Source organism: Paenibacillus sp. FSL R5-0923 (genome assembly GCF_038009145.1).
In the GTDB taxonomy this organism is placed as follows: Bacteria; Bacillota; Bacilli; order Paenibacillales; family Paenibacillaceae; genus Paenibacillus_AQ.
Map to the genome: position 1 here is coordinate 506,536 of NZ_JBBPAT010000001.1, position 22,967 is coordinate 529,502.

The 22,967-nt window shown below is 43.4% G+C and carries 18 protein-coding genes and 1 tRNA gene; 6 read left to right on the forward strand and 13 right to left on the reverse strand.

Translation table 11 applies throughout. The annotated features are described in order from the left end of the window. Positions 1–42 precede the first annotated feature (42 nt). Positions 43–1,017, forward strand: a complete 975-nt coding sequence (locus MKX35_RS02200; RefSeq protein ID WP_256716338.1) for a MerR family transcriptional regulator — start codon at positions 43–45, stop codon at positions 1,015–1,017. Here MKX35_RS02200 and MKX35_RS02205 read toward each other — a convergent pair. Continuing rightward, positions 999–2,477 carry an alpha/beta hydrolase family protein gene (locus MKX35_RS02205; RefSeq protein ID WP_076299946.1) on the reverse strand — a complete coding sequence of 493 codons (1,479 nt, stop codon included), beginning with the start codon at positions 2,475–2,477 and terminating at the stop codon, positions 999–1,001. The two genes, MKX35_RS02200 and MKX35_RS02205, sit on opposite strands and share 19 nt — an antisense overlap. Before the next feature lie 230 nt (positions 2,478–2,707). Further along, positions 2,708–4,051, reverse strand: coding sequence for an aminotransferase-like domain-containing protein (locus MKX35_RS02210; RefSeq protein WP_076299991.1), 1,344 nt, complete (start codon positions 4,049–4,051; stop codon positions 2,708–2,710). A gap of 140 nt (positions 4,052–4,191) precedes the next feature. Between MKX35_RS02210 and MKX35_RS02215 the strand changes: the two genes are divergently transcribed. Next, positions 4,192–5,130, forward strand: a complete 939-nt coding sequence (locus MKX35_RS02215; protein WP_076299947.1) for a DMT family transporter — start codon at positions 4,192–4,194, stop codon at positions 5,128–5,130. A gap of 94 nt (positions 5,131–5,224) precedes the next feature. Here MKX35_RS02215 and MKX35_RS02220 read toward each other — a convergent pair whose 3' ends face one another. Further along, positions 5,225–5,887, reverse strand: coding sequence for a hypothetical protein (locus MKX35_RS02220; RefSeq protein WP_076299948.1), 663 nt, complete (start codon positions 5,885–5,887; stop codon positions 5,225–5,227). 158 nt (positions 5,888–6,045) lie between these two features. On the opposite strand from MKX35_RS02220, the gene MKX35_RS02225 reads away from it, so the two are divergent. The 3 genes from MKX35_RS02225 (at position 6,046) to MKX35_RS02235 (ending at position 9,805) form a co-directional block, all read left to right on the forward strand. Then, a complete protein-coding gene (locus tag MKX35_RS02225; protein WP_076299949.1) occupies positions 6,046–6,786 on the forward strand; it encodes a response regulator transcription factor in 741 nt (246 codons plus the stop codon). Further along, a complete protein-coding gene (locus MKX35_RS02230) occupies positions 6,764–8,131 on the forward strand; it encodes a sensor histidine kinase (protein ID WP_076299950.1) in 1,368 nt (455 codons plus the stop codon). The genes MKX35_RS02225 and MKX35_RS02230 overlap by 23 nt, the downstream gene beginning before the upstream one ends. Positions 8,132–8,467: 336 nt before the next feature. After that, complete coding sequence (locus MKX35_RS02235) at positions 8,468–9,805, forward strand: FAD-dependent oxidoreductase (protein ID WP_076299951.1); 1,338 nt, start codon at positions 8,468–8,470, stop codon at positions 9,803–9,805. A 57-nt stretch (positions 9,806–9,862) separates the two neighbouring features. On the opposite strand, the gene MKX35_RS02240 is transcribed toward MKX35_RS02235, so the two are convergent. The 4 genes from MKX35_RS02240 to MKX35_RS02255 all read right to left on the reverse strand — a co-directional run bounded on the left by MKX35_RS02240 (position 9,863) and on the right by MKX35_RS02255 (position 16,575). After that, positions 9,863–11,257 carry an MATE family efflux transporter gene (locus MKX35_RS02240; protein WP_042184093.1) on the reverse strand — a complete coding sequence of 465 codons (1,395 nt, stop codon included), beginning with the start codon at positions 11,255–11,257 and terminating at the stop codon, positions 9,863–9,865. A gap of 120 nt (positions 11,258–11,377) precedes the next feature. Further along, a tRNA-Leu gene (locus MKX35_RS02245) sits at positions 11,378–11,461 on the reverse strand. Between the two features lie 138 nt (positions 11,462–11,599). Continuing rightward, positions 11,600–15,934 (reverse strand): bifunctional 2',3'-cyclic-nucleotide 2'-phosphodiesterase/3'-nucleotidase, encoded by a 4,335-nt coding sequence (locus MKX35_RS02250; RefSeq protein WP_076299952.1) that lies wholly within the window; start codon positions 15,932–15,934, stop codon positions 11,600–11,602. A gap of 263 nt (positions 15,935–16,197) precedes the next feature. Beyond that, positions 16,198–16,575 (reverse strand): hypothetical protein, encoded by a 378-nt coding sequence (locus tag MKX35_RS02255; protein ID WP_076286674.1) that lies wholly within the window; start codon positions 16,573–16,575, stop codon positions 16,198–16,200. A 228-nt stretch (positions 16,576–16,803) separates the two neighbouring features. Between MKX35_RS02255 and MKX35_RS02260 the strand changes: the two genes are divergently transcribed. Next, a complete protein-coding gene (locus MKX35_RS02260) occupies positions 16,804–17,223 on the forward strand; it encodes a hypothetical protein (RefSeq protein WP_076286675.1) in 420 nt (139 codons plus the stop codon). 36 nt (positions 17,224–17,259) lie between these two features. Here the strand turns inward: MKX35_RS02260 and MKX35_RS02265 are convergent, their stop codons facing one another. From MKX35_RS02265 to MKX35_RS02290, 6 genes are all read right to left on the reverse strand, one after another. Further along, positions 17,260–18,174, reverse strand: coding sequence for a polysaccharide deacetylase family protein (locus MKX35_RS02265; protein WP_076286676.1), 915 nt, complete (start codon positions 18,172–18,174; stop codon positions 17,260–17,262). Beyond that, on the reverse strand, positions 18,146–19,468 hold the full coding sequence (locus MKX35_RS02270; protein ID WP_076286677.1) for an MFS transporter: 1,323 nt from the start codon (positions 19,466–19,468) through the stop codon (positions 18,146–18,148). Before MKX35_RS02270 ends, MKX35_RS02265 begins: the two co-directional genes overlap by 29 nt. Positions 19,469–19,657: 189 nt before the next feature. Beyond that, a complete protein-coding gene (gene dcuC, locus MKX35_RS02275; protein WP_076286678.1) occupies positions 19,658–21,073 on the reverse strand; it encodes a C4-dicarboxylate transporter DcuC in 1,416 nt (471 codons plus the stop codon). A 33-nt stretch (positions 21,074–21,106) separates the two neighbouring features. Beyond that, the gene (rihC, locus tag MKX35_RS02280; RefSeq protein ID WP_076299953.1) at positions 21,107–22,027 is read right to left on the reverse strand and encodes a ribonucleoside hydrolase RihC; all 921 of its coding nucleotides are present in this window, start codon (positions 22,025–22,027) and stop codon (positions 21,107–21,109) included. A gap of 1 nt (position 22,028) precedes the next feature. Further along, on the reverse strand, positions 22,029–22,475 hold the full coding sequence (locus MKX35_RS02285; RefSeq protein ID WP_076286680.1) for a GNAT family N-acetyltransferase: 447 nt from the start codon (positions 22,473–22,475) through the stop codon (positions 22,029–22,031). 51 nt (positions 22,476–22,526) lie between these two features. Then, positions 22,527–22,778 (reverse strand): PfkB family carbohydrate kinase, encoded by a 252-nt coding sequence (locus MKX35_RS02290; protein WP_076299954.1) that lies wholly within the window; start codon positions 22,776–22,778, stop codon positions 22,527–22,529. Between the last annotated feature and the right edge of the window lie 189 nt (positions 22,779–22,967).

Consider the following 22,967-nt stretch of genomic DNA (forward strand, 5'->3'; position numbering starts at 1 on the left):
TCAATTGCAACATCGTATTATTCCATCAGAAGGGGTGATTTCTTGCGTAAAGATACCAAAACCATCGGCGAGGTGGCTAAGCTGCTGGGCACAACCATTAAAACCATCCGTTATTATGACGACATTGATCTTTTGAAACCATCGAGTCACAGCGAAGGTGGACACCGGTTATATACTCCCGAAGATATTTCCCGCCTGCGGCTGATCACAACACTGCGTTATTTGGACTTTGGCATTGACGAGATCCGCCAAGTCATCGCTGGAGAGATTCAGCTCAATACAGCACTCAACTGGCAAATCGAAGCACTGGAGACGCAGGTTAATACGCTGACTAATATGATTTCGATTCTGCGCCAAGCCCAAGCGCATGATTCATCAGGCAATTCCATGGATTACATGAATGAGCTGGCTGACTCCTTGTCCATGAATACCGCTAAACGAAACGAGTTCATCTCCAGCAAAATAGAAGAAATACAACCGTTCAGTCAATTGCCATCCGAATGGCAGAATACTTTTTTATATTTGTTCAATAAATATATTATCAATGAAGTCAAAGTGACAGCTGGGCAAACCGTAGCTTGGAATGAGCTACAAGCGCTAATGAATGATGCGCAGTACATGGAGGAGCTTGTCCGATTCGAACTGCCCTTCCTCAATATGGTCAGACACCCTCGTGTTCCCGCTGCGTCCTGGATCAGAACGCTGGAGAGTATCCGAGTCCGGGTGGAAGCAGCCCTGCAACACAAATTATCAGCAGACAGCGCTGTTGTACAGGCTATTGTTGAAGATTTTGTGATGCTGTATGCAGATCCAGAGCAGTTCCGCGATAAAGCTGCCTTTTTCCGTCAATATGCTCAATGCATGCACACTGCTCCTACCGAACGGATAGAACGCTTTAATAAACTGTGCTTGCTTCTCAATCCCAAATGGGATGTTATTGTAGAAGGAAATACCTTGCTGATGCAAGGATTACAATGGAAACTCGGGCAGGAGAACTCTCACTCTGCGCCTTGTTGAAGTGTGAACTTCGGATGGTCTCCCAGGTTGATGTTCAAATATTGCAAGGGCTGCCCTTTTAAATAATGGTCAAAAAAATCAAGCGTGTACTCATTAATCAACTCATGCGTTCCGCTCACATCCACACCCTCCATCCATTTAAACAACGGGGTGAGCAGATATAGATCGGAGAAGCTCATATGAGTGCTTTTTTTGAATGTCATCCAATAGTTTCCACCTGCGGTTACCGGCTCATAACGGGCAAACAGCTCATTATAGTAGGCTGTAATTTCTTCTCTGTTCGTCCCAAGCGCGATGATTTCTGCATCAGTGGTTTGGTCTACTCCTTTTAATGTGTCATCGGCACTCATGAGCAGAAAAGGCTTCTTTAGGCCGTCTGTAGGAATCCGCTTTTCACCGTAAAGTACCCCATCCATATCGATGCCTGCTTGTATTCTCTGATCATCCAGCAGCATTTGCACCGTCGTGGCTCCCCCAAAGGAATGCCCGAACATGCCCATATGTTCAAGATCGATCCGGTCAGTAAACAGACCACTAGGGTCGTTCGCAGACAAGGCCTCCATTCGATCAAGCACAAACTTCGCATCTTCTACCCAAACTTCATTACGCCGATCCATAAAAGAATACTTCATTTGCTCATAGCCCATTTTTCCTTCTGAATCAAACTTCACCACAGGCTTATCTGGAAATACCGAAGCCACGCTGCTATAAGCATGTTCAATCCCTACGACAATATAACCGTGACTTGCCAATTGCTCGACTTGAAACATGTTCTGATTCTTGTAGCCCATAAATCCATGCGAAAATAGAAGCACAGGATATTTAGATTCTGTATCCGCTAATCCGGCATTCGCAATAGCATGGGTGTTGACCAGCTTAAACCCTGAGAATAAAAACTCCGGCAGGTGCAAAAATTCATGTAATCCTTCTATATAGGGAGCAGGATCAGATAAATAGGGCGCCTTTTTTCCAGTAGCCTCCCAACTTGCCGGATACCAGATTTGCACCGCTAATTCGCGGGAATCACCGGATGCTTTCGTAAATCTTTCTTCTCTTGCAGAATCGGTCCAATGGTAGGTAATGGTTCCTATCTTGTAAGGACCTGTGGGCTCCGCAAAAGAAAATACAGGGAATAGGAGCGGCAGCGCAATGGACACAGCAGCATAAACCACTCCAACTCCTCCAATAATTAGTGTCTTCCAGCGCTGTCGCGACTTTCTTTCTATCCTTGCTGTTGATCGGAAGAAAGTTCTTCCCCCTCCTACAATCGCCCATAGTGTGACCAGATACATTGGGATCATCGGCCACCGCAATCCTTCCACGAAAGCGTGGACAAGCAGTAAAACAGCAGAAATTCCGCCGCCTATCAGCCACCCGCGTTGTGATTTAGGGCGTCCTAGCATTAACCCACCCAACATCCATACATTAAATAAGACAAGCATGATCTCAATCCATCTCATAATCTATAATCCTCCTTGGATTTCTCTTCTGGCCGCCGACCTGAACCAAGTATAAAACCTCCTGTTAGAGGAGAATCAAACACCTATTTCATTCACTGAATGGAGGATAGAGAAAAACTATGGGTTACGAGAAATGAGGATTGGGGCATAATTGAGAGGAAGATAACAGCTTGGAGGTCGCCTCTCAACTGATGGATCTTATTAAGATAGAACATTCAAAAGATGCTACTTCAGCGTATTTCTCGAATCACCTGTGCAATGCCAGAAGAAATATCAGGCTCTTTTACACTAGATACATTGAGCTTTAGAATTCTCTCTTTTTTCGCAAAATAGGGAAGGTAACCGCTATCCGCCATCTCCACTCGAATGAACTTTTTTTGCAGCCGTTTGATCATCTGCTCTGCTCTAATACCATCCTCCAATTTCAGATACGTATGCACAACTAGCTGACTAGCTGGACGATAAGAAAAATGATGTGCAGAACCCCCTTCTACTTCCTTCCTAATTGAATCATGGAGAAGCATGGATCTTTTTCCGTAGCAGGAACGCATCTTTTTTCGGTGGCGCTCGAACATTCCACTTTTCAAATACAACTCCAAGGCAGCTTGTGACAGCATAGAACTATCTATATCCATCAGTCTTTTGAATCGGTTAAAGGACTCACAGAGCACCTCAGGAAGTACAGCCACACCAACGCGCAGACCTGGGAATATAATCTTGGAGAAGCTTTTTAAATAGATAACGTGTGATGTATTGTCATAGGCATAAATCGGATCTTGCTTCGTATCCTGCTCCAGATCTGCCATGTAGTCATCCTCAACGATATACACATCGTATTTAGCTGCAAGCTGGGCAATCGCCTTCTTCTGGTTGCGGGTATAGGAAACGCCAAGCGGATTATGAAACCGTGGTACGGTATAGAAGAACTTGAACTGGCCCGTCTTAAATAACTGCTCTAATTCATTCAAATCCACCCCGTCATCCGAACGCTGTATCCCCTCTGTCTCGATGTCGTACGTCTTCAAATACTCCATAAACAGTGGGTAACTCGGCTGTTCAATCAACACACGCTCCCTGCCATTCGGAAAAGGAATACGGGTTAAGAGTCCAAGTGCTTGCTGCACACCAGAGGTGATGAAAATCTGTTTGGAATCAGCAAATACCTGATAAGATGCCAGTTGCCGCTGCATTTCACGGATCAGAGACGGCAGCCCTTGCGGCGTTCCATAGATAAACAAATCCTTACGGTACATATCGATCGCCTTATTAATACAATGTTGAAAATCTAGATACGGAAAAATATCCGGGTCCGGTGCAGATGCTGTAAAATCAATCCAGTGCGCGCCCTCTTCTTTTCGCTCCCCACTGCGTTTCATGACATAATATCCACTCTTTGACGCGGCATAGATTAGATGTTTGTCCTGAAGGTCTTGGAGTGCTCGAATAACCGTGCTCTTATTGCAGTCATAACGTAGCGCTAGCTCTCGAATAGAAGGTAACTTGTCGCCCTCACGATATGTATCTTCAGCGATTTGTAATTCCAGATCGTTGATTAACTCCGAATACTTATATATGCCCTCCACCTACCTCCGAGTCTATTTTGTACCGGTACAGATGAACAATAATTACATTGTAGCACAGCTGTTCTAGCGTTAGAATAAAGAGCATAACAGGACCGGTCCTAAATGCGCGCAACACTTTGGAGGTCTTATAGATGAATACATTTTCTACTCAAAAAGCGATAGTAGCTGCTATCTTGAATGCTATTATTGTCGGGTTTTCTTTTATATTTGTAAAAATGGCTTTAACCGTCTCGGACCCATTCGATACGTTAGCTCACCGCTTCACATTATCTTTCCTTGCCGCTTCATTATTTACTTTTCCAGGATGGGGGCGGGTGAAGTTTGGTATTTCCAAGGCAGCAGTGGTAATCCCACTTGCTCTACTATACCCATCGTTGTACTTTACACTTCAAGCCTTTGGACTTCTGCATACAACATCTGCTGTAGCGGGCATTATTCAGGCGACCATGCCCATCTTCACCATCATTTTAGCAGCGATGTTCTTGAAAGAAACTACGAGCGGTTTCCAGAAGATCTCCACCTTAATATCGGTTGCAGGCATCATTCTTATCTTTGCCATTCCGGGCGTGAGTATTTCTTCCTCTAGTCTGTGGGGCGTCTTACTCATCCTAATCTCAGCGCTATCCCTTGCCGGCTATAATGTTGCGGCCCGAAAGCTGACACGAACTTGGAGTCCTAAAGAGCTCACTTATATGATTACTTTATTTGGATTTATATTTTTTAATGGATTGTCGATCATTAAACATGGTTCAGCAGGAACCTTGAATCAATATTTCACACCTTTTCAGGAGCCAAAATTCATATTCTCCATGATTTATCTCGGTGTGCTATCTTCCCTAGTGACCTCCTTCCTCTCCAACTATGCTTTATCCCGAATGGAGGCTTCACGCGTGAGTATCTTCGGCAGTCTTTCGACAGTTGTCTCTATTCTTGGTGGTGTACTCCTGCTGAATGAACAGCTGGAATGGTATCATTGGACCGGCACGGTGATGATCATTGCCGGGGTAATCGGAGTGAATTGGCGGAAAAGAGCAAGGGTTCAAGCAAAAAGCGAGATTGGGTTGGACTAGATACATTTACGTAACAAAAAGACACCCCTCGAGGTGTCTTTTTGCTTTTACCTTTTCATTCTCTCTATTCTGTATCAAGCTGCGGTTATCACTGTTACTTCGACGTTTCTAACGCCTTGATTTTTTCTTTATATTGATCCAATAGTTTAGTTAAAGCTTCCTTAATCACAGTGGAATCTTTGGTTTTAGCCGCGCTATTCAGATCCTCTTGGGCTTTGAAGAAGGCTTTATCAGCCTCACTAAGTTCTTGAATTGAAATCGTAGCTTCAGTTGATTCTACTGCCGCAATTGCAGCTACACCTTTAATTGAAGTAGAGGCAAAACTCTCCATCTTCTGAGCTTCAGGTAATTGGATATCAACGCTGCGACCCGCTTCAATGTAACTCACGGGCAGAGCTTCAGCTGATCCAATCTCTTTCGATAATTGAACTCCGTCCGCCTGCTCAGAAGGTACAAGCTCAGAAACTGCGGTAATGCTAAATCCAGCAGCCTTATAATATTGATCCAAGGTCTTCTTCCAGTCTTCCAGAGTATTAGGTGCGTATGTTTTAGCCAGTTCCAGGGGATCTACCCAATCAAAGCTTATTAAGCTTGCAGAAAGTGATCCACTATTTGCTGGAGTAACCACGGCTGCTGCTGTTGTCTTCGCACTTTGATCGTTAGCTCCACTTGCTGCGTTCACTGCAGTCGGTGCGGCAACTGCGGACACTAGTAGGGCGGACAACGCTAACTTTTTAAATATCATCTGTTGATTCATAAATACAACACTCCTCGTCGATTTGAATGATCTTACAAGTCCAAGCTTACAAAATGGGTGTGGCATAACATTGGTTAATTTGTGGAAAAACGATGGCAGACCCCTATACCTACCTATGGATTGATATAATTGTAGAAGAATACTCTGGAGGTAACGAAATGAATACCAACTATCTCATTGCCGTAGTAGACGATGATCAGCATATACGTAATCTTGTAGAAGCCTATTTACAAAAAGAAAATTACCGCACGATCGGCCTTGGCAGCGCTGAGGAAGCATGGACCTTATGGCAGACAAGCCCACCCGATATGTGGGTGCTCGACGTAATGTTGCCTGGCATGGACGGGTACGAGTTTTGTCGGCGGATTCGCAATGAAGCCGAGGTACCGATTATTATGATCTCTGCAAGAGATAATGAAGTGGATAAAATATTAGGCTTAGAGCTTGGCAGTGATGATTATCTGGTCAAGCCATTTAGCCCCCGGGAGCTAGTTGCTCGCATTAAACGCCAGTTACAACGCTGGTATAAAATGAGTAATCCCGTGGAACCCGCAATTAGTACCCCACACCCATCGACGCAAATTGAAGTTAGCCACCTACAGTTATTATTGGAGGAAAGACGTGTGTTCTGGCACGGAAATGAGATTGAACTCACCAGCAAAGAATTCACCCTTCTAAAAGTTTTTTCAGCTTCTCCAAACCGCGCATTTACAAGAGATGAGCTGTTAACCTATGTTTGGGGAGATGACTATTTCGGGAGCGACCGCGCCGTGGACCATTTAATTAAACGAATGCGGAAAAAACTAGACCTGCTGCCGATTGAAGCCGTTTGGGGACATGGTTATCGTATGCGTATTGAGGAGGGAATGGAGATCAATGAAGCTAGCACATCAGATTAATATAGCCTTTAGCATCGTATTGGTACTGCTCCTGTCTATTACCGCTGTCGTGATCCACTTTGTACTGCTCAATCATTTTGTCGGTACACAAAAGGCAGAATTGCGAACCATTAGCTCTGCCATGTCAGCCACTATGATTGAGGGGAGCACGTACAAGGGCGACATGGGGACTGAACTCCATGCGTTACCCGTGATCATGCCTTCTACTGTTGGTACTGCAGGCGTCGAGGCCATTCTTAGCGATGAGACAGGAAAAGTATTGTCCACCTCATCGAATATGAGTTCAATCGCGGTAAACTCCAATACGCAGTTTGTCGCAGGTCAAACCTCGGATCTCCAGAACATATGGAATGGAACAGATGCAAGATATATAACGGAAGTGAAGTCCACCCCGATAGGCACGCTAACTCTGCTTACACCTATGAGCGCAGTTACAACAATTGAACAAGCTCTGCTCAAAAGACTTCTAATCGTTTTCGGTGCAGCAGGGGCATTCATGCTCCTATTTGGCCTGTTTATCACGAAAAAGCTAATCCAACCTCTAATGAAGCTGCAGCAAGAGCTGAAAAAGGTAAAGGAACGCCACTTTTCAGCCGTTAAGCTAATCAAAGCTGGCGGAGAGATTGGCGCTGTCGCTAAGTCGGTATATGACATGGCTGGCGAATTGAATCGTTTTAACCACGTACAGAAGCAATTTTTCCAGAATGCCTCACACGAATTAAAGACCCCACTAATGTCTATCTCTGGGTATGCTGAAGGGATTAAGGATGGTATCTTCGAGGGGGAAGGGATCGATAAAGGTCTGGATATTATTATGAGTGAGAGTAGTCGTCTGAAGAAACTCGTTACTGAAATGACCCTGCTTGCAAAGCTAGATAGTGAGGAGGATATATTTAGAACTAGCGAGCTTTCTCTGGACGATTTAGTCGTAGAAACAATTGAACGCATGAACCCCCTTTTGATGAAAAAGGGACTGACCCTACATGTATCCTACGATGACTGTGAGCCACTTACGATCCGGGCCGATAGAGATAAGCTATTGCAGGCGCTGCTTAATGTAGTTTCCAATGCAACTCGTTATGCCAACCAGCATATCTACATTCATGCTTCGGTTAAAGATGATCAGGTTCTGCTCTCCGTTAGTGATGATGGCCCTGGCATATCAGAAGACCTGCTTCCATACCTGTTCCACCGATTTGTAAAAGGAAAAGATGGCGAATCAGGGCTAGGACTAGCCATATCCCGCGCGATCGTTGAGCGCTCCGGAGGTCTGATTTCGGCAGGGAACCGTAAGGATGGCGGTGCAGTGATCACCATGGGATTCCCTACACTCTCCCCTACCTAGACAGTTTTATGTCGAGCGAACACCAAAAAGCGACCCTCCTAAGCACCTCGAACTCAGTTCTTTCATTGTTAAAGAAGGCGGCAATGCACATGCATCTAGAATGAGTTCGATCGAAGAAATGACACAGTAAGATTCCGACTATATTACGGGTCAAACAATCATGATCGATGGCAGATCGATATTTACCATCAAGAGACTCCATTTAGAGGAGATCTCTTTTTCGTCTTCAAATCTCTTTATCGTTCGTTTAATGGCCTTCGGATTTAGGGTAATAATAAAGCAACATGCTATTTAATGCATAATTTAAAACATCCTGTGTGACCCGGAGGTATTAAAATGAACAAGTTCGACGCTATTATTATTGGTTTCGGTAAAGGCGGAAAGACCCTTGCCACAGAACTAGCTAATCGAAAATGGAAAGTAGCCGTGATTGAACGCTCTAAGAAAATGTACGGTGGAACTTGCATTAACATCGCCTGTATCCCTACGAAATCCTTAGCTTATCAAGCCCATCAAGGGGAAGATTATATAGAAGCAGTCCATAATAAGGATCAGCTTATTTCAAGTCTACGCCAAAAAAATTACGATAATCTAAATCAGAACGAGAATATAGAAGTTATCAATGGTGAAGCTTCCTTCTTATCGGATCACGAAGTTCAAGTAAAGGATGCCGGTGAGACGAAAATCTTAACCGCCGATAAAATCTTCATTAATACGGGCGCTGAAACCGTCATTCCTACTATTGATGGGATACAAGATAGTAAGTTCGTATATACCAGCACATCCATTATGGATCTTAAGGAGCTCCCAACTAAACTAGCCATCATTGGTGGTGGTTATATTGGATTGGAATTCGCTTCGATCTACAGTCAATTCGGCTCACAGGTTACGGTGCTGGAGGGTTCCTCGAAATTCATTCCTAAAGAAGACCGCGATGTCGCGGACGCCGTCCTCCAAACCTTTACCAAGAAGAACATTGAGGTCAAACTGAATGCAAAGGTTATAGGAATGAAGGATGTTAAAGATGGAACAGTTATCTCCTTTTCGATAGATGGTGCTATTCAAGAATTGAAAGTCGATGCTGTTCTGGTTGCGACAGGTAGAAAACCAAACATTGAGGGATTAAATTTAGAAGCAGCCGGTGTAGAAGTTACAGATCGGGGAGCTATTAAGGTGGACCCTTCCCTAAAAACCACCGTTCCCCATATATGGGCCCTCGGAGATGTCAAAGGCGGATTACAGTTTACCTACATCTCATTAGATGATTATAGAATTGTACGAAATGATCTCTTCGGCGATCATTCCCATACCACAAATGACCGTGACGTTGTTCCATACAGTGTATTTATTGATCCCCCATTATCCAGAGTAGGAATAAGTGAAGAAGCAGCCGTCGAACAAGGACTTGAAATTAAAGTCGCTAAGTTGCCTGCAGCAGCTATTCCACGTGCTCGCTTAATTAACGAAACCGAGGGCTTCCTAAAAGCAATTGTGGATGCAAAAACTAATAAAATCCTAGGAGCTACATTGTTCTGTGCGGAATCCAGCGAAGTGATTAATATCGTGAGCATGGCAATACAAACAGGGCAAGATTTTACCTTTTTGAGAGATCATATCTTTACTCACCCTACAATGAGTGAAGCTTTGAATGATTTGTTCTCACAGATCAAATAATAATACTACATGCATGGCAAACAAAAAGACACCCACACGGGGTGTCTTTTACTTTTACTATATAACACGATGCTGAACCCACTTCTTACCCATGAAACGCCGTAGAAATATGAATCCTCTTATTCCCCACTCACAGTTCATAGCTAACCAAACCCCAAGTAGACCGAAATCGAGAACAATACCTAAGATGTATCCGAGTACTACACGGAACAACCACATACTTAACATAGACACCATGGATGTGAACTTGGAATCACCCGCCGCTCTAAGCGCTGACGGTGTTATGAAGCTAACAGACCACAACGGTATTTGTACGATTGTATTGATAAGTACAATTATGAAAATATCCCTCACAATCTCCGCAGGTGGATGAAACATCGACACTAGCGGATGGAAGAAAGGCATAACTAACAATCCCATCACCACAAAGGAAAGGGAAGATGCTACGAGAAACGATTTAATAAATTTCCGAGCATCCTTAACATTATTGCTTCCCATACATTGTCCGACCACTGTAATAATCGTCAAAGACAACGCATTACCCGGAATTTGCATAATCCCCGCAAAGGAAGAGGCGATAGCATTTGTAGCAAGCGCGTAAGTACCGAGACTGACGATAAAGACTTGCGTCAGAATCTTACCACCATTAAAGAACATCTGCTCCGCCGCAAACGGCATACCGATGAACATTATTTTTTTGAGCATGGAGAATTGAACCACCAGTAAGTCACGAATTCGAATATGCAGTTCATTGTCCATCCGGAACAGATAATACAGAGCGCATATCGCGCCCAAATATCGAGCTATATTTATAGAAATGGTCATTCCTAGAACGCCCATATGCAAAAGGTTAATAAATACGAGATTCAAGAGGACGTAAACTAAATTCATAATGAGCGATAGCGCAAGCGAGGCTCTCGTCCTTCCGATTCCCCGAAGAGCACCACACACCGCCTCTACCACAGCTATACCAAGATAGGAGATACAGCTCCCAATCAAATAGATTCGGGCGTTGTGCATTACCTCGGGTGAAGCTGCTCCAAATAGTAAGTTCAACAGCGGATTATGAAAAAGAATACCAAACATACCAATAACAAAAGCCATAAGGGAAACCGATGAAGTGGCGCCTGCGGTAGCTTTTGATACCATAAGACTATTACCGCTTCCTTTATACTGCGCTACGACAACCGTACCACCTGTTGATACCGCGATAAACACACTAATGAGAAAAAGATTAAGGGAATCAATCATGTTCACCGCACTGATAGCCGCCACACCAGACGAACTGATCATAGCCGTATTCACTAGATTTAGCCCCACTATAAAGGCTTGATCTACCAGAATAGGGATAAATAAAGCAATCATATGGCGATAATCTAACGATTCTCCTGAAAAATATTTTTCAAGAAACCGCACACTTCGCTTCGTATTGACATTTACATTAGGTTCCATCTTCGCTTCACTTCTTTTACATTAGAGTTATCCAAATCTGAAATATCCTTATAAATAGAAAAAGGCTCTTCAGGTTGAAGAGCAATTCAAAAGTACAGCTAATTTATAAGCACTTAGGTATGCGGTCGAGAGGACTCGAACCTCCACGGGGATTAACCCACACGGACCTGAACCGTGCGCGTCTGCCAATTCCGCCACGACCGCACAAAATATAAAAGAATCATGCAGTGCAGAACTAAATTATCATATATTAGCGCAAAGGGCAATACCTAATGTAAAAAGAAAAAGTGTACCGAGTCCCTATTAGGGATCATCGATACACTTTTTAGAAGAACTATCGGATTATGAAGCTTGTTCAAGCATACGGTAGATAATGACTGCCGCTTGAGCGCGGTTAGCTATGCCCTTAGGTGCAAATTTACCACCCTCAACACCGTTAACAATCCCCAATTGGGTCAGTTGTGCTATAGCGTCCTGTGCGTAAGGAGCAATACTGGACTTGTCTGCAAACTTGCCCAGCGCTGCATTCTTATCAATCGGCTGTAGTTTATCTTTCAATGCATTAGCAATCATAATAGCCATCTCTTCACGAGTCACTTCACGACCCGGTTCAAATTTACCATTTCCAGAGCCTTGTACAAGTCCGGCCTTCACCGCAAGGGCGATAGAATCCGTGTACCAAACTCCTTGCTTAACGTCGCTGAATGAACTGGTTGTTGCCGAACCCGTCAGATTCAGTGCGCGTACCAGCATTGTAATAAATTCTGCTCTAGTCACTGTTTTAGTTGGCGCAAAAGTATTTGCATCCAATCCTTTTATAATGCCCTTAGCAGCCAATGCTTGAATAGCTTCTTGCGCCCAGACTACCTTACCCAGATCTTTGAAGCTTGCTGCTGGGGCAGTAGTTGGTGCTGGAGTAGCCGATGGAGCTGGCGTTGCTGATGGTTTCACGGTTGGAGTAGGTGTTGGAGTTACAACATTAGAACTTCCATCGCCACTGCCCGATCCCGTATCATCAGCCTTCTCTTTGTTAGTAATACGACCTTCAATTGCCGCCCTGATCTCTTTGCGATCAAACGTCTTCACAATGTAATCGTAGAATACGTCCAAATCAATCGGACCAGCCAGAGAATCACTCGCTTCAGTCAGAACCTTGTAGTTATCTCCACCCGCAGCCATAAAGTTATTCACTACTGCCGTATATTTCTGCATAGGATCAATTGGTGTTCCATTAGTCAAAGTAAGATTCGCAACACGATCCTTTACTGGAAGATACATATTCGCTGTATATTTCAGTCCGGAAATTTGCAGCGTTTTGATATCTGGTGTTCCATCAGCTTTCACATTCCATTGCTGTTGCAGTAACGTTTTAATTTGTGCTCCCGTCAGAGTCAGCTTCACAAGCGTGTTGCCGAACGGCTGAATTTTAGCAAGGTCTCCGAAGGTTACAGGACCCTTCGGAAGATCCGCACGGATACCACCCGGATTCATAAAGGCAAAATCAGCAGCCTTTGCACCATCACCAAAATCAGCAGTGCGCATAGAATCAGCAATTAGGTTACCGAGGGCAGCTTCTTTGGTATAAGCATCCGTACGAGTTACGGTTCCATCAGTTGTACCCACTGGTTGGGTAAGTTCAGGATGCTTCTCAAGGTAAGCATTTACCAGTGCCACACTTTCCGGATCTGGTGTTACACCATCATGGAAGGTGGAAGTTACCACAGCAGACTTACTCTTCACATCTCCTGTTTTATGGTCAATGACCAATTTGATATCTTCAAATGCTGTACCGTAAGAGTACGCCTGTACAATCAACTTGCCGTTTACCGTTCCGTTTGCCAGTGCATGGTTATCACCAGCAACGATAACGTCAACAGGGGAGTTCGCAGGGAGCGCATTGGCCAGATCAGCCGCTTCGCCTGTAGTTACTCCATCTTTAGTAGAGGCTGGATCATGTGCAAGCACGATGATTGTTTCTACACCTTTAGATTGAAGCTCCTTCGCATATTTCTCAACAGCCGCTACTTCCTCCTCTGGAGAGAGGAAGTGTACGCCCACTGTTCCAGAAGGTGCAACCTTGCTTGGTGTGGATTTGGTTACAAGACCTATAAAGCCGATCTTCACACCACCGACTTCTTTGATTACATAAGGATTGATAATGGGTTCGCCGTTTTTGGCATACACTGCATTAGCACTCACATAATCAAAATCAGATCCAGCATGGATAATTTTTTTGTTCTTTGGATCAGCACCACCATAAAGCTGTGTCATTAGCGCATCAACACCTTGGTCGAACTCATGGTTACCCAAGGAACCTACATCAAATTTCATCATATTCATCCAAGCATGAGTCGGCTCATCGCGCTCAAGCGAGGATACAGGTGCCGATGCTCCTACGGAGTCACCGTTATGGAAGAGCAAGGAGTTCTCGTACTTTGCACGAGCCTGTTTCAAGTAAGTCGCGAGGTAAGCTGCTGTGCCTACAGACTTATTGCTCACTGTAGAAACTGTGTCTAGTTGACCATGGAAGTCATTGATTCCAATAAGGTGAACTTCAACATCTGCAGTTGGTGCAGGAGTTTTCACACTTAGATCCAGTTCGAAAATTCCGAAGCCTTTATCGTTTTGCTGACCCATATCGTATATGTTCGCCGGAAGTACACTTGCTGCTTTAGGCGTTGTAGTGAACGTTACTTTCACACTACCCTTAATAGGTGCCAATGACCAGTTGCCATCAGCAGTAGGATCAATCGTTCCAGCTTCACTGATATAGTCCATCAAGACCTGACGATTCTCATCTTGAGAGTCCACTACCAACTCTGAGCCTTTAACGCCCGGGAAGTTACCACCACCGCTTGCACGGTAATTGTTAGTGACAACAATAAAATCCTGATCAAGATCTAAAGGCTGATCATTGTAAGTCACTTCCGTCACACGACTCGATGAAGCATCATTAATGGAGCCATCCGGATTGTACTTCGCGTTTTTCGTTACATCAATTTTATATTGGACCCCATCAATCACATCAAAATTAAAGACTTGGAATTCCGGATTCAACAGAGACTGCGGAGTCGAGATTCCAAGTTTGATGCGGTTAAATGCACCCGCGCTCATTTCCAACCACTCTTTAACAACAGAACCCTTAACCTTGATCGCTTTGAGCGTGTTATCGTATAGATAGAGGTCGCTTGCGCTACGGATAGTCAAGTTGCCTTCATCAATACTAGTGTATTCTTCTGGGCCGTTACGTCCTGCTTTAAATGGAGCGCCGACACTCAGAATCGGTAGGTCCTTATATTGAGGAACATTGACATCAATATACTTCTGAACATACCACTTCTGTGCATACGTTACGAGCTGAACCGTAGGATCATCCTGAACCATTGCAAAATAACTGTTCATTGGAGCCGTTGTCACACCCAGCTTCTGTTCAGTATAAACAATAGTAGCGTTATGCGCTGCCGCAGCAGCATCATCTACAGCTGGATCAGGTTCGACCGTTGGATAATTCACTTTATTCTCTGTCTTATAGATAGAACGAGTTAAAGCTTTTGAGCTTTTCTTATCTACTTCCCAGCCTTTATCACCGTATACAATATCCAGATCAATTAGACCTAAATAAGCACCGCCGTAGCCAGCTTGTACAGCAGGCGTACCGTTAATGTGACCATTCGCATTATCGATCACAGCCTTATCGTTATTGTAAGGCTTTTTAGTATCCGGATCTTTGAACATAGCATCCAGTGTGCTGTCGTTTCCCGTTGGGAATACCTTATGGGTATGTGAGAATGTGATCGCATCGATACCCGGAACCTTACTCAAGGCGTTAATGTCATTTTCAGAACCATCACCTATAACAGCGTTGATATCAAACCCAGTATGGGCCATAGCAACAATGACATCTGCTCCTTTAGCTTTCATTTCTGGAACAAACTCCGCAGCCGTTGCGGCAATATCTTTAACGGTGACTTCGTTCTCCAGATTAACCTTATCCCATTCCATGATCTGTGGAGTAACCAGGCCGATCAGTCCAACTTGAATCGTTTGTTCTGTACCATTACTGTCTTTTATTGTTTTAGGTATGATAACAAAAGGATCAAAGGCATTCGTGCCATCCATTTTATATATGTTCGCATTCACATAATCAAAATTTGCACCGGTAGTTGACTTCTTCTTGCCATCGCTACCATTTATAGTACGATCTAAAAATTGCAAACCATAATTGAATTCATGATTGCCAAAAGTCGCAGCATCATATTTCATAACATTCATAGCCGCAATCATCGGATGAATCTCATTTGGATCTTTCAGTTCTGATTTCTTCGCCACGTACGTACCCAGCGGGGTTCCTTGAATCAAGTCCCCATTGTCAAGCAGGAGGTTGTTGGGTTTTTCGGCTCTCGCTTGTTTCACCAGACTTGCTGTGCGGTCAAGACCGACGGTTACAGATGGTGCACCCTTAAAATAATCCCAACCATACACATTAGTGTGCACATCCGTTGTGCTCATCAAACGGAGCTCAACCTTGGCTCCAGAAGCAGGTGTAGCAGGTGCAGCAGCTACTTTGTCCGGACTCCAAACCGTACCCAAAACGACTCCACCTAGTACCTGTGCTGAAAGCACTGCAGTTGCTAGTACAGAAGCGAGAGGCTTGTTCCATCGTGTCTTCCATCCCATAAAGATTTATTCCCCCTAGTATTTTTTACATAATTTCGGTGATATTATATCACACAAACATGACGAAAAAGTATAGGATTGTAAAATTAATATAAATTCGTGTCAAATATATTAACGTGTGAAGAAAGACCTAGGTCACATTGTTATTTTATTAGATCAAGAGTCTCTAGACATACAAAAAAACACACCTTATACAGATACGTCCTAAGAAAGCGCATACATAAGATCAAAACACGTCGAATCTTTATCTGATAATAACTCTCTCAAGACCCACTCATGATGGCAGTAAACCCAAAACAAATTGCCGTGATTAAAGACAAAGGTGTCATCACAAGTCTTTCTTTTCTACTCTTCGATAATATATTCATTACGGTATTGAGAATTAGATAGACTGTAAAAAAGTAACATACGCCTCTATCAAAAGGTAATCCAATAGAAATCACGTTGCCTGCCTGCAACAAGTACAAGATTGCAATCAGTTGTATAACAACTGAGATCGCACACGCAATCCTCATCTGTGAGGGCATGATTCTATGTTTGCCACCCATTGCAAATTCACCATAAGGTAATCCTAAAGACAGTAATATGTAAAGAATCGCCGCTCCCGCAAAAGTAATACTCCCAATCCATGCAGATAACATCCTTCCACCCCCTTCACTAATGGGTATTCGAATCTTATAAGCCGAAGAACACCTTTATAAATGCAATGGGCTTTCACGAGAGATACTTGGAAATCGATATTTATGTATAACGTCGTTTCCTCATCCAATTTTTTGGACTTTCTTTTCATATTAATGATGAACCCGCACAAGCAACACCAGAATATCTGAGTAATATAGAATTAAATAGACCAATGAGGTGATCCACAAATGTCAAACAGAGCAAAAATTCGCAAGCGAGCTGAACAGCTCAAGGGTAGACCTGTGTGCGTTACGCTTCATGATGGACGTACGTATGTAGGATGGATAACTGGCCTCGATAAGGATGGATTGACCCTCTCCAAACCACGTAAAAATAAAAATAAAAACAAAAAATCAAAAAAACACTCTTCTTCCCGCTCCCGGAAAGCGAACGTATCAGGACTCATGCCGTTATTCGGCTCACTTTTTGGAATGGGAGGAGGAGCTGCAGGGGCTACCGAGGCTGCAAGTTCAGGCGCTTCAGGATTCGGTAGAATTATGGGCTTCGTAGGGATGATCCAAAGAACCATGCCGGTTGTGAAAATGGGCTATAATATGATTAAATCTATTTCTCCATTCTTGAATGGACTGAAGGGTTTAATGGGATAGTCAAAAGACACCCCTCAAGGTGTCTTTTTATTTTCCTCATGAACTTATCAGTTTCTTCAGCAGTCTCCCCGCAGATTTTACTCGTGGGCGCTTTAAATGCTCCTGTACATAGCGATAGTCCGTTAATTCAACACTAGCATCACGAATCGCATAGGTAAAATCATCATCAAAGGGTAGACGGTATTCCCAGACTCGCTTCTCCCAATGTGGTATATTTGCAAGCATCCACGGATCGTCGATTCCGGGATGAATATAGGTTTCACTAACACCATCAGGTAGCGAATACATCTTGGCAATAATGGATTGTTTGAAACGATCGTACGTCTCACCCTCTTCCACACCAAAAGGATGCGACAACAAGTAATCAGGAATCGGGACTCCAAGTGTATCGGCCAGCCCGGATCCAAGTGCAACAGGACGTTCAATATTTTTCAGCGATCCCAGAAGAGGATCCTCTGGATGGATGTATCGAAAGAACCGGGATGGCAATCCCCAGCGCGAAATTCTCCACAACGTCTGCGGGAGCAAGCTACGTCCCGTTTCCATGCCATATAAACTTCCCATATGGTTGTCTACATGACTAATCACTATTCCGGATTGTTTCACTCTCTCATACTGCGCAACAATCTCCTTCAGCACAGCTTTTGTCTGCGCCCCCTGCTCAAACTCTTTTACCGTCTTATATTGATGCCCGCCATCGTCATGTAGTGAAGAGTCCCCCGTCAGGCTGCTCCAGCGTAAAGCCTCAAACTCACTAGTCATCGTCAAATGAAGGCCCACATTTTGTTGTTGCCTACGGCTACACCATCTAGCTGCCTCCTCGAATCCAGGGGCCACCGCCATGATCGTCGCTGAAGATACTTTTCCCTCTTCTAATAGATGCATAATCGCCTGATTCATGGCAGGGCTTTGCCCAAAATCATCACAATTGATGATTAATCTTTTGCTCATAGTCAGCATCACCTCTCAATTGCCCCGTAAATGTAAATTTAATAGTAAAAGATATGACAACAGATATCGCTAGCAGACATAACGGCACCACGCTTATTAAATACCTGAACGTTGCTTCTGGATCAGACCCTGGGTCATCGCCACCCTTGTAACCAAAGATCATCCCTACAATGAAAAAAGCCAGCGCCGAGATTAATCCGCTCGAGCGAGTGATGAATCCACTTACCGCGGTATAGATGCCTTCTCTTCTCAGACCTGTCTTCTCCGCATCCTCATCAATAATTTTTCCACCTACGATTGCCGGGGTTACTAGAAATCCTGCTAGTCCGAAACCAACAACAATGCCAGCGGCCACACCACTTACAAGATCATAACCGAACCATAGCGGAATGACAGATAAAGCATATAGGATAAGCGATAGCCGCCATGCCTTGACCCCATCCATCTTACGAATAATCCAATACCACACGAACACTAATGGAATGACCGAGACAAAGACAGCCGCGAGCATAATAGATACCTGTGCTTCTGAAATATGTAGAACATATTTTGCATAAAAGGGAATCATCGAGCTTACAAGTCCATTAACCGTTTGGGCAAAAGAGTTCGAAATATTAAACACCCAGAACTTCTTATTCCGAATCGTTTCCCGAAAAGCCGGGATGAGCTTCAACGGTTCAGTCTTAGTGGTCTCTTTCTTCTCTTGGACATTCATCATACATAAAAACATAAACACGCCGAAGACACAGGCATACACAATAGCCATATTAGAGAAGTTAATTGCTGCGAAAAGTTTTGGCGTTAGAGCCGTACCGATTAACAGAGCAACCACTTGATACCCTTGCTGAATCACCGAGGCTTTTGCCCGAATACGATCTCCACGGAAGAGCTCCGGAAGCAGTGCGCCATAGTTCACCCACAAGACCGTAGCGACAGCCTCATAGAAAATAAGTGTCACTAGAAACCAAGTGAAGAGTCCATTCTCGGATAAACCGCCGGGTGGAGAGAACACCAGCACAAACGCCAGCATAAATAGCGGAATCGAGCCGAACACCCAGGGTCTACGCCGACCATAGCGGGTATTTGTGCGGTCTGACCAGTATCCAAACAGCGGATTATTCACCGCATCCCAGATCAGAAAGATTGTTCTGGCCAGTGTGGCAAGTCCAATGCCCAAGCCCAATTTCTCCACATAAAAATAACTGTAAAAAGAACTAAAAGCCTGACTGGGAACCATCATCGCAAACATCCCTAAAGCAAAGGTGTACGGCGAGTTCATCCATTTATGCTTCACTCACATACCTCCCATATGGTAATCGTCTAATTGTAATATATTACCACAATCTCTGGGAGTGTAGGGATAAAAAGTCTAAGAAATAGCGAAAGGGGATGTCCTAATAGCCATGAACATTGGCTATGGAACATCCCCTTCTGAATACTTAATGGAGCCAGAACAGCAGCTATGCTACGCCGGATATCCTAGTTATAAAAATACGATCATGGACAGGATGAACATAAAGACTACACCCACAAGCATTGGCACAGATGTGCGTTTTACAATCTCAATCGGATTCTTCTTAACGGAGCCAGCTACAATAAGAACAACGGCCGCGACTGGAGAAACTGCTCTAAACAGGTTACCTGCAAGACCCATTGGCACTGTAACTGCAATTGGGTTAATACCCGCAGCGTTAGCAAGAGGAACCAATAAAGGAATCATCGAATAGAAGAGCGCCGTACCGCTACCGCTCAAAATAACGATTAGAGCAGTCAAGGCAACGAGAATGAGTGGAAGAATAAATCCAAGGCTGGAACCGTGAATACCAGTCATCGCTGTTTCCAAGGATTCAATAAGTCCAATTGATTTCAATCCAGTAACGAATACAGAAGCCGCAACCAGCAGAACAACAATTGGAACCGCGCTGCCCATGCCTTTAAAGAAATGCTCTGTACCATCTAACACTTGCTTTGCATTCCTTTTACGGATTAATTCACAAACAATCGCAATAGCGAAAGATAATAAGGCAACTACCTCAACGCTTATATTAATAGTCATACTAGATGCAGATTGAAGTATAAATACTACGATCAAGAACAGGATAGGAAGCACTGGCAACAAAGCGTAAACCGTTGTAAACAGCTTTCCACCTTCCACTAGCTTAACATCCTTTAGTTCAACTTCTGCGTGTTCTGTGTCGACGCCCATCTTTTTATCCATACGTTTTTGCCAGAAATAATGTACAACAGCCATTACTAATAATGTAGGGATGGAGACTAACGCGTGGTAACGGAATACATAATCTGTTACGGTCAAACCTGCATACTCAGCATATTGTGCTAATTCAGTTGCAATTGCCACGTTATCCCCGCCCATTGGCGTTGGTACGATGGTCGCAGATGTAGCAATAATCGCAGCTGCGGATAACGTTGACATTCCAGCTTTTTTCAACACAGGGAATAATGTTGCAAGTAAGATTATAGCCAGGTTTGAGGCACTAGGTATTACAAGAGACAACAAATTTCCTAGCAAAAAGACTACTGGCACAAGAATATATACCGATTTAATTTTACCTAGTGGTTTCGTTAATACATTGACGGTCACATCATTCGCATTAATATAGGACATGTATGCTGTATATCCACCAAGAATAAGAATGATAAAACCAGCAGATGTGAGTGACGATTTAAACTGGTCCGCTATGGCTACCAATGGATCTAACCATACAGCACCCGAAGATTCAAACCCTTTAGCACTTATTCCATTACCCATTAGTATTCCAATGAACATTAGAACAATACCAATGAAGAATAGTGTAATCTTAATATCCATCTGCTTTATTAACATATATACAATAATAACAATCGCCAGAATCGCAGAGCCGTACATGATTATGTCCATCGCGCTGTCCCCCATTTAGTTGGTGTTAGTTCGTTAGTTGCACTTTCTCAAGCTATCTAATAGCCATTCTCGAAATAATTGCTGATCGATATCAAGACACACTTTGGCATTATTAGGTCTACCTAAATATCCTTTCAAATCAACGATTGTAGTTCCTGCTGTCATACTGCCGTTCAGTTCGATATCCACGTGAGTCTCAACCGTTTCAAACATTTCTGGTTTTAACAAATAGGCAATGGCACAGCTATCATACATTTTTAACCCGGTCTTCATGCTGCCGCCACGGTACCGCTGAAAGAGGCTGTGAATCATTTTCCCAACATCGTTCATGTTTTCTAATTGGGCAGAGTCTTCTGGTAATACAAGCGCTTTCCATCCAACGTCTAAACCAGCCATAACAATCGGAAGTCCACTATCAAACACAATTTTTGCAGCTTCCGGATCCACATGAATATTAAATTCAGACATTACCCCCATATTTCCTCTGGAGGCTGATCCCCCCATTAGAACGATATCTTGAATGTTATTCTTTACCTCGGGATAAATTTTCAACAATAATGCAATATTCGTAAGCGGTCCAATCGGAACAAGCGTAATCGGGGTTGTACTTTCTTTAATCACCTTATACATGGCATTAACTGCATTCTCTTCCAGCAAAAGATCATTTGTAGGTTCTTCAAAATCAAAACCTTCCATTCCGCTAACACCATGCACATTACTCGCATCTTGAGGTGTTCTAATCAGCGGGGCAGCCGCACCCATGGCAACGGGAACTTCCTTTTTAAAATATTTCAGCAGCTTTAATGCATTGTTTGTTACTTTGTCTACGCCCACATTCCCAGCTACAGTTGTGATTAGCTTGACATCAAGTTCTTCACTATACAAAGCAATAGCTATAGCTACTGCGTCATCAATCCCAGGATCTGTATCAATTATAATTGGTCTTTTTAACATATTATTTATCCTCCATCGGGTTATCAATTTTATATGATTTATCTACAAATTTAACCATTCCGTGGCCAAAATCCTGATTAGGACGTTGAATAAATCCGAATTTCTCGTAGAATTTCTCTGTATTCGGCGTAGCCATTAAACCTATATATGCGTTCTCGCACGCTTTTTCCTGAATGTAATTCATTAAGGAATGCATAATAGTATATCCAATTGATTGCTTCTGGTATTCAGGATCAACTACTACATCCTTAATGAAGAACACAATTCTATCGTCACCGACAATTCGACCAATACCAATTGGTTTATGATCATCGAATATAACAACTGAAAATAGCGTCTTCTCTAAGGCCTGTGCGACATCTTCTAATGAATATTCTTGAAAATCCACTTTTCGGCGAAGCTCAGCATACATCTGTGGTGTTAATGCGTTTGGTTCTTTTCTTAGCATTAAAGAATCGCCTCCTAGTATACCCTCAGCCCATGAATTGTTTCAGCTCTTTTAATAAAGGCATCCCTCCTTGAGCACCGACCCTGTACCCATGGTATCTACTGTTTGAACCTCTGGCGCTTTGATGAAAATATTTTCTCCATTTTTGTAATAAATAATTCCATCTTTTCCGTTTGTGACAATTAGCTTTTCTTTGTACTTTTCGCGAAAACCAAGGGACTTCATAAGCATTTCTGCTTCTTGCTCGTTTGGAGAAATAATGACGGATGAGACTCCTGTTGAGGTATGTGGAACCGGTTCCACATTCTTAAAAAAAATATGATTCCTCTTTAAGATGCGACAAGTATATGTGATTTTATGATTGTCCAAATCTAGGTAACCGGTTACATATATCATATGAAATCGCATTCATTCTGTCAAAGGTAAAAATTATCATAAAAAGTAAAAGACACCCTAAGATGTCTTTTACTTCACTACACCCGTTACACCATG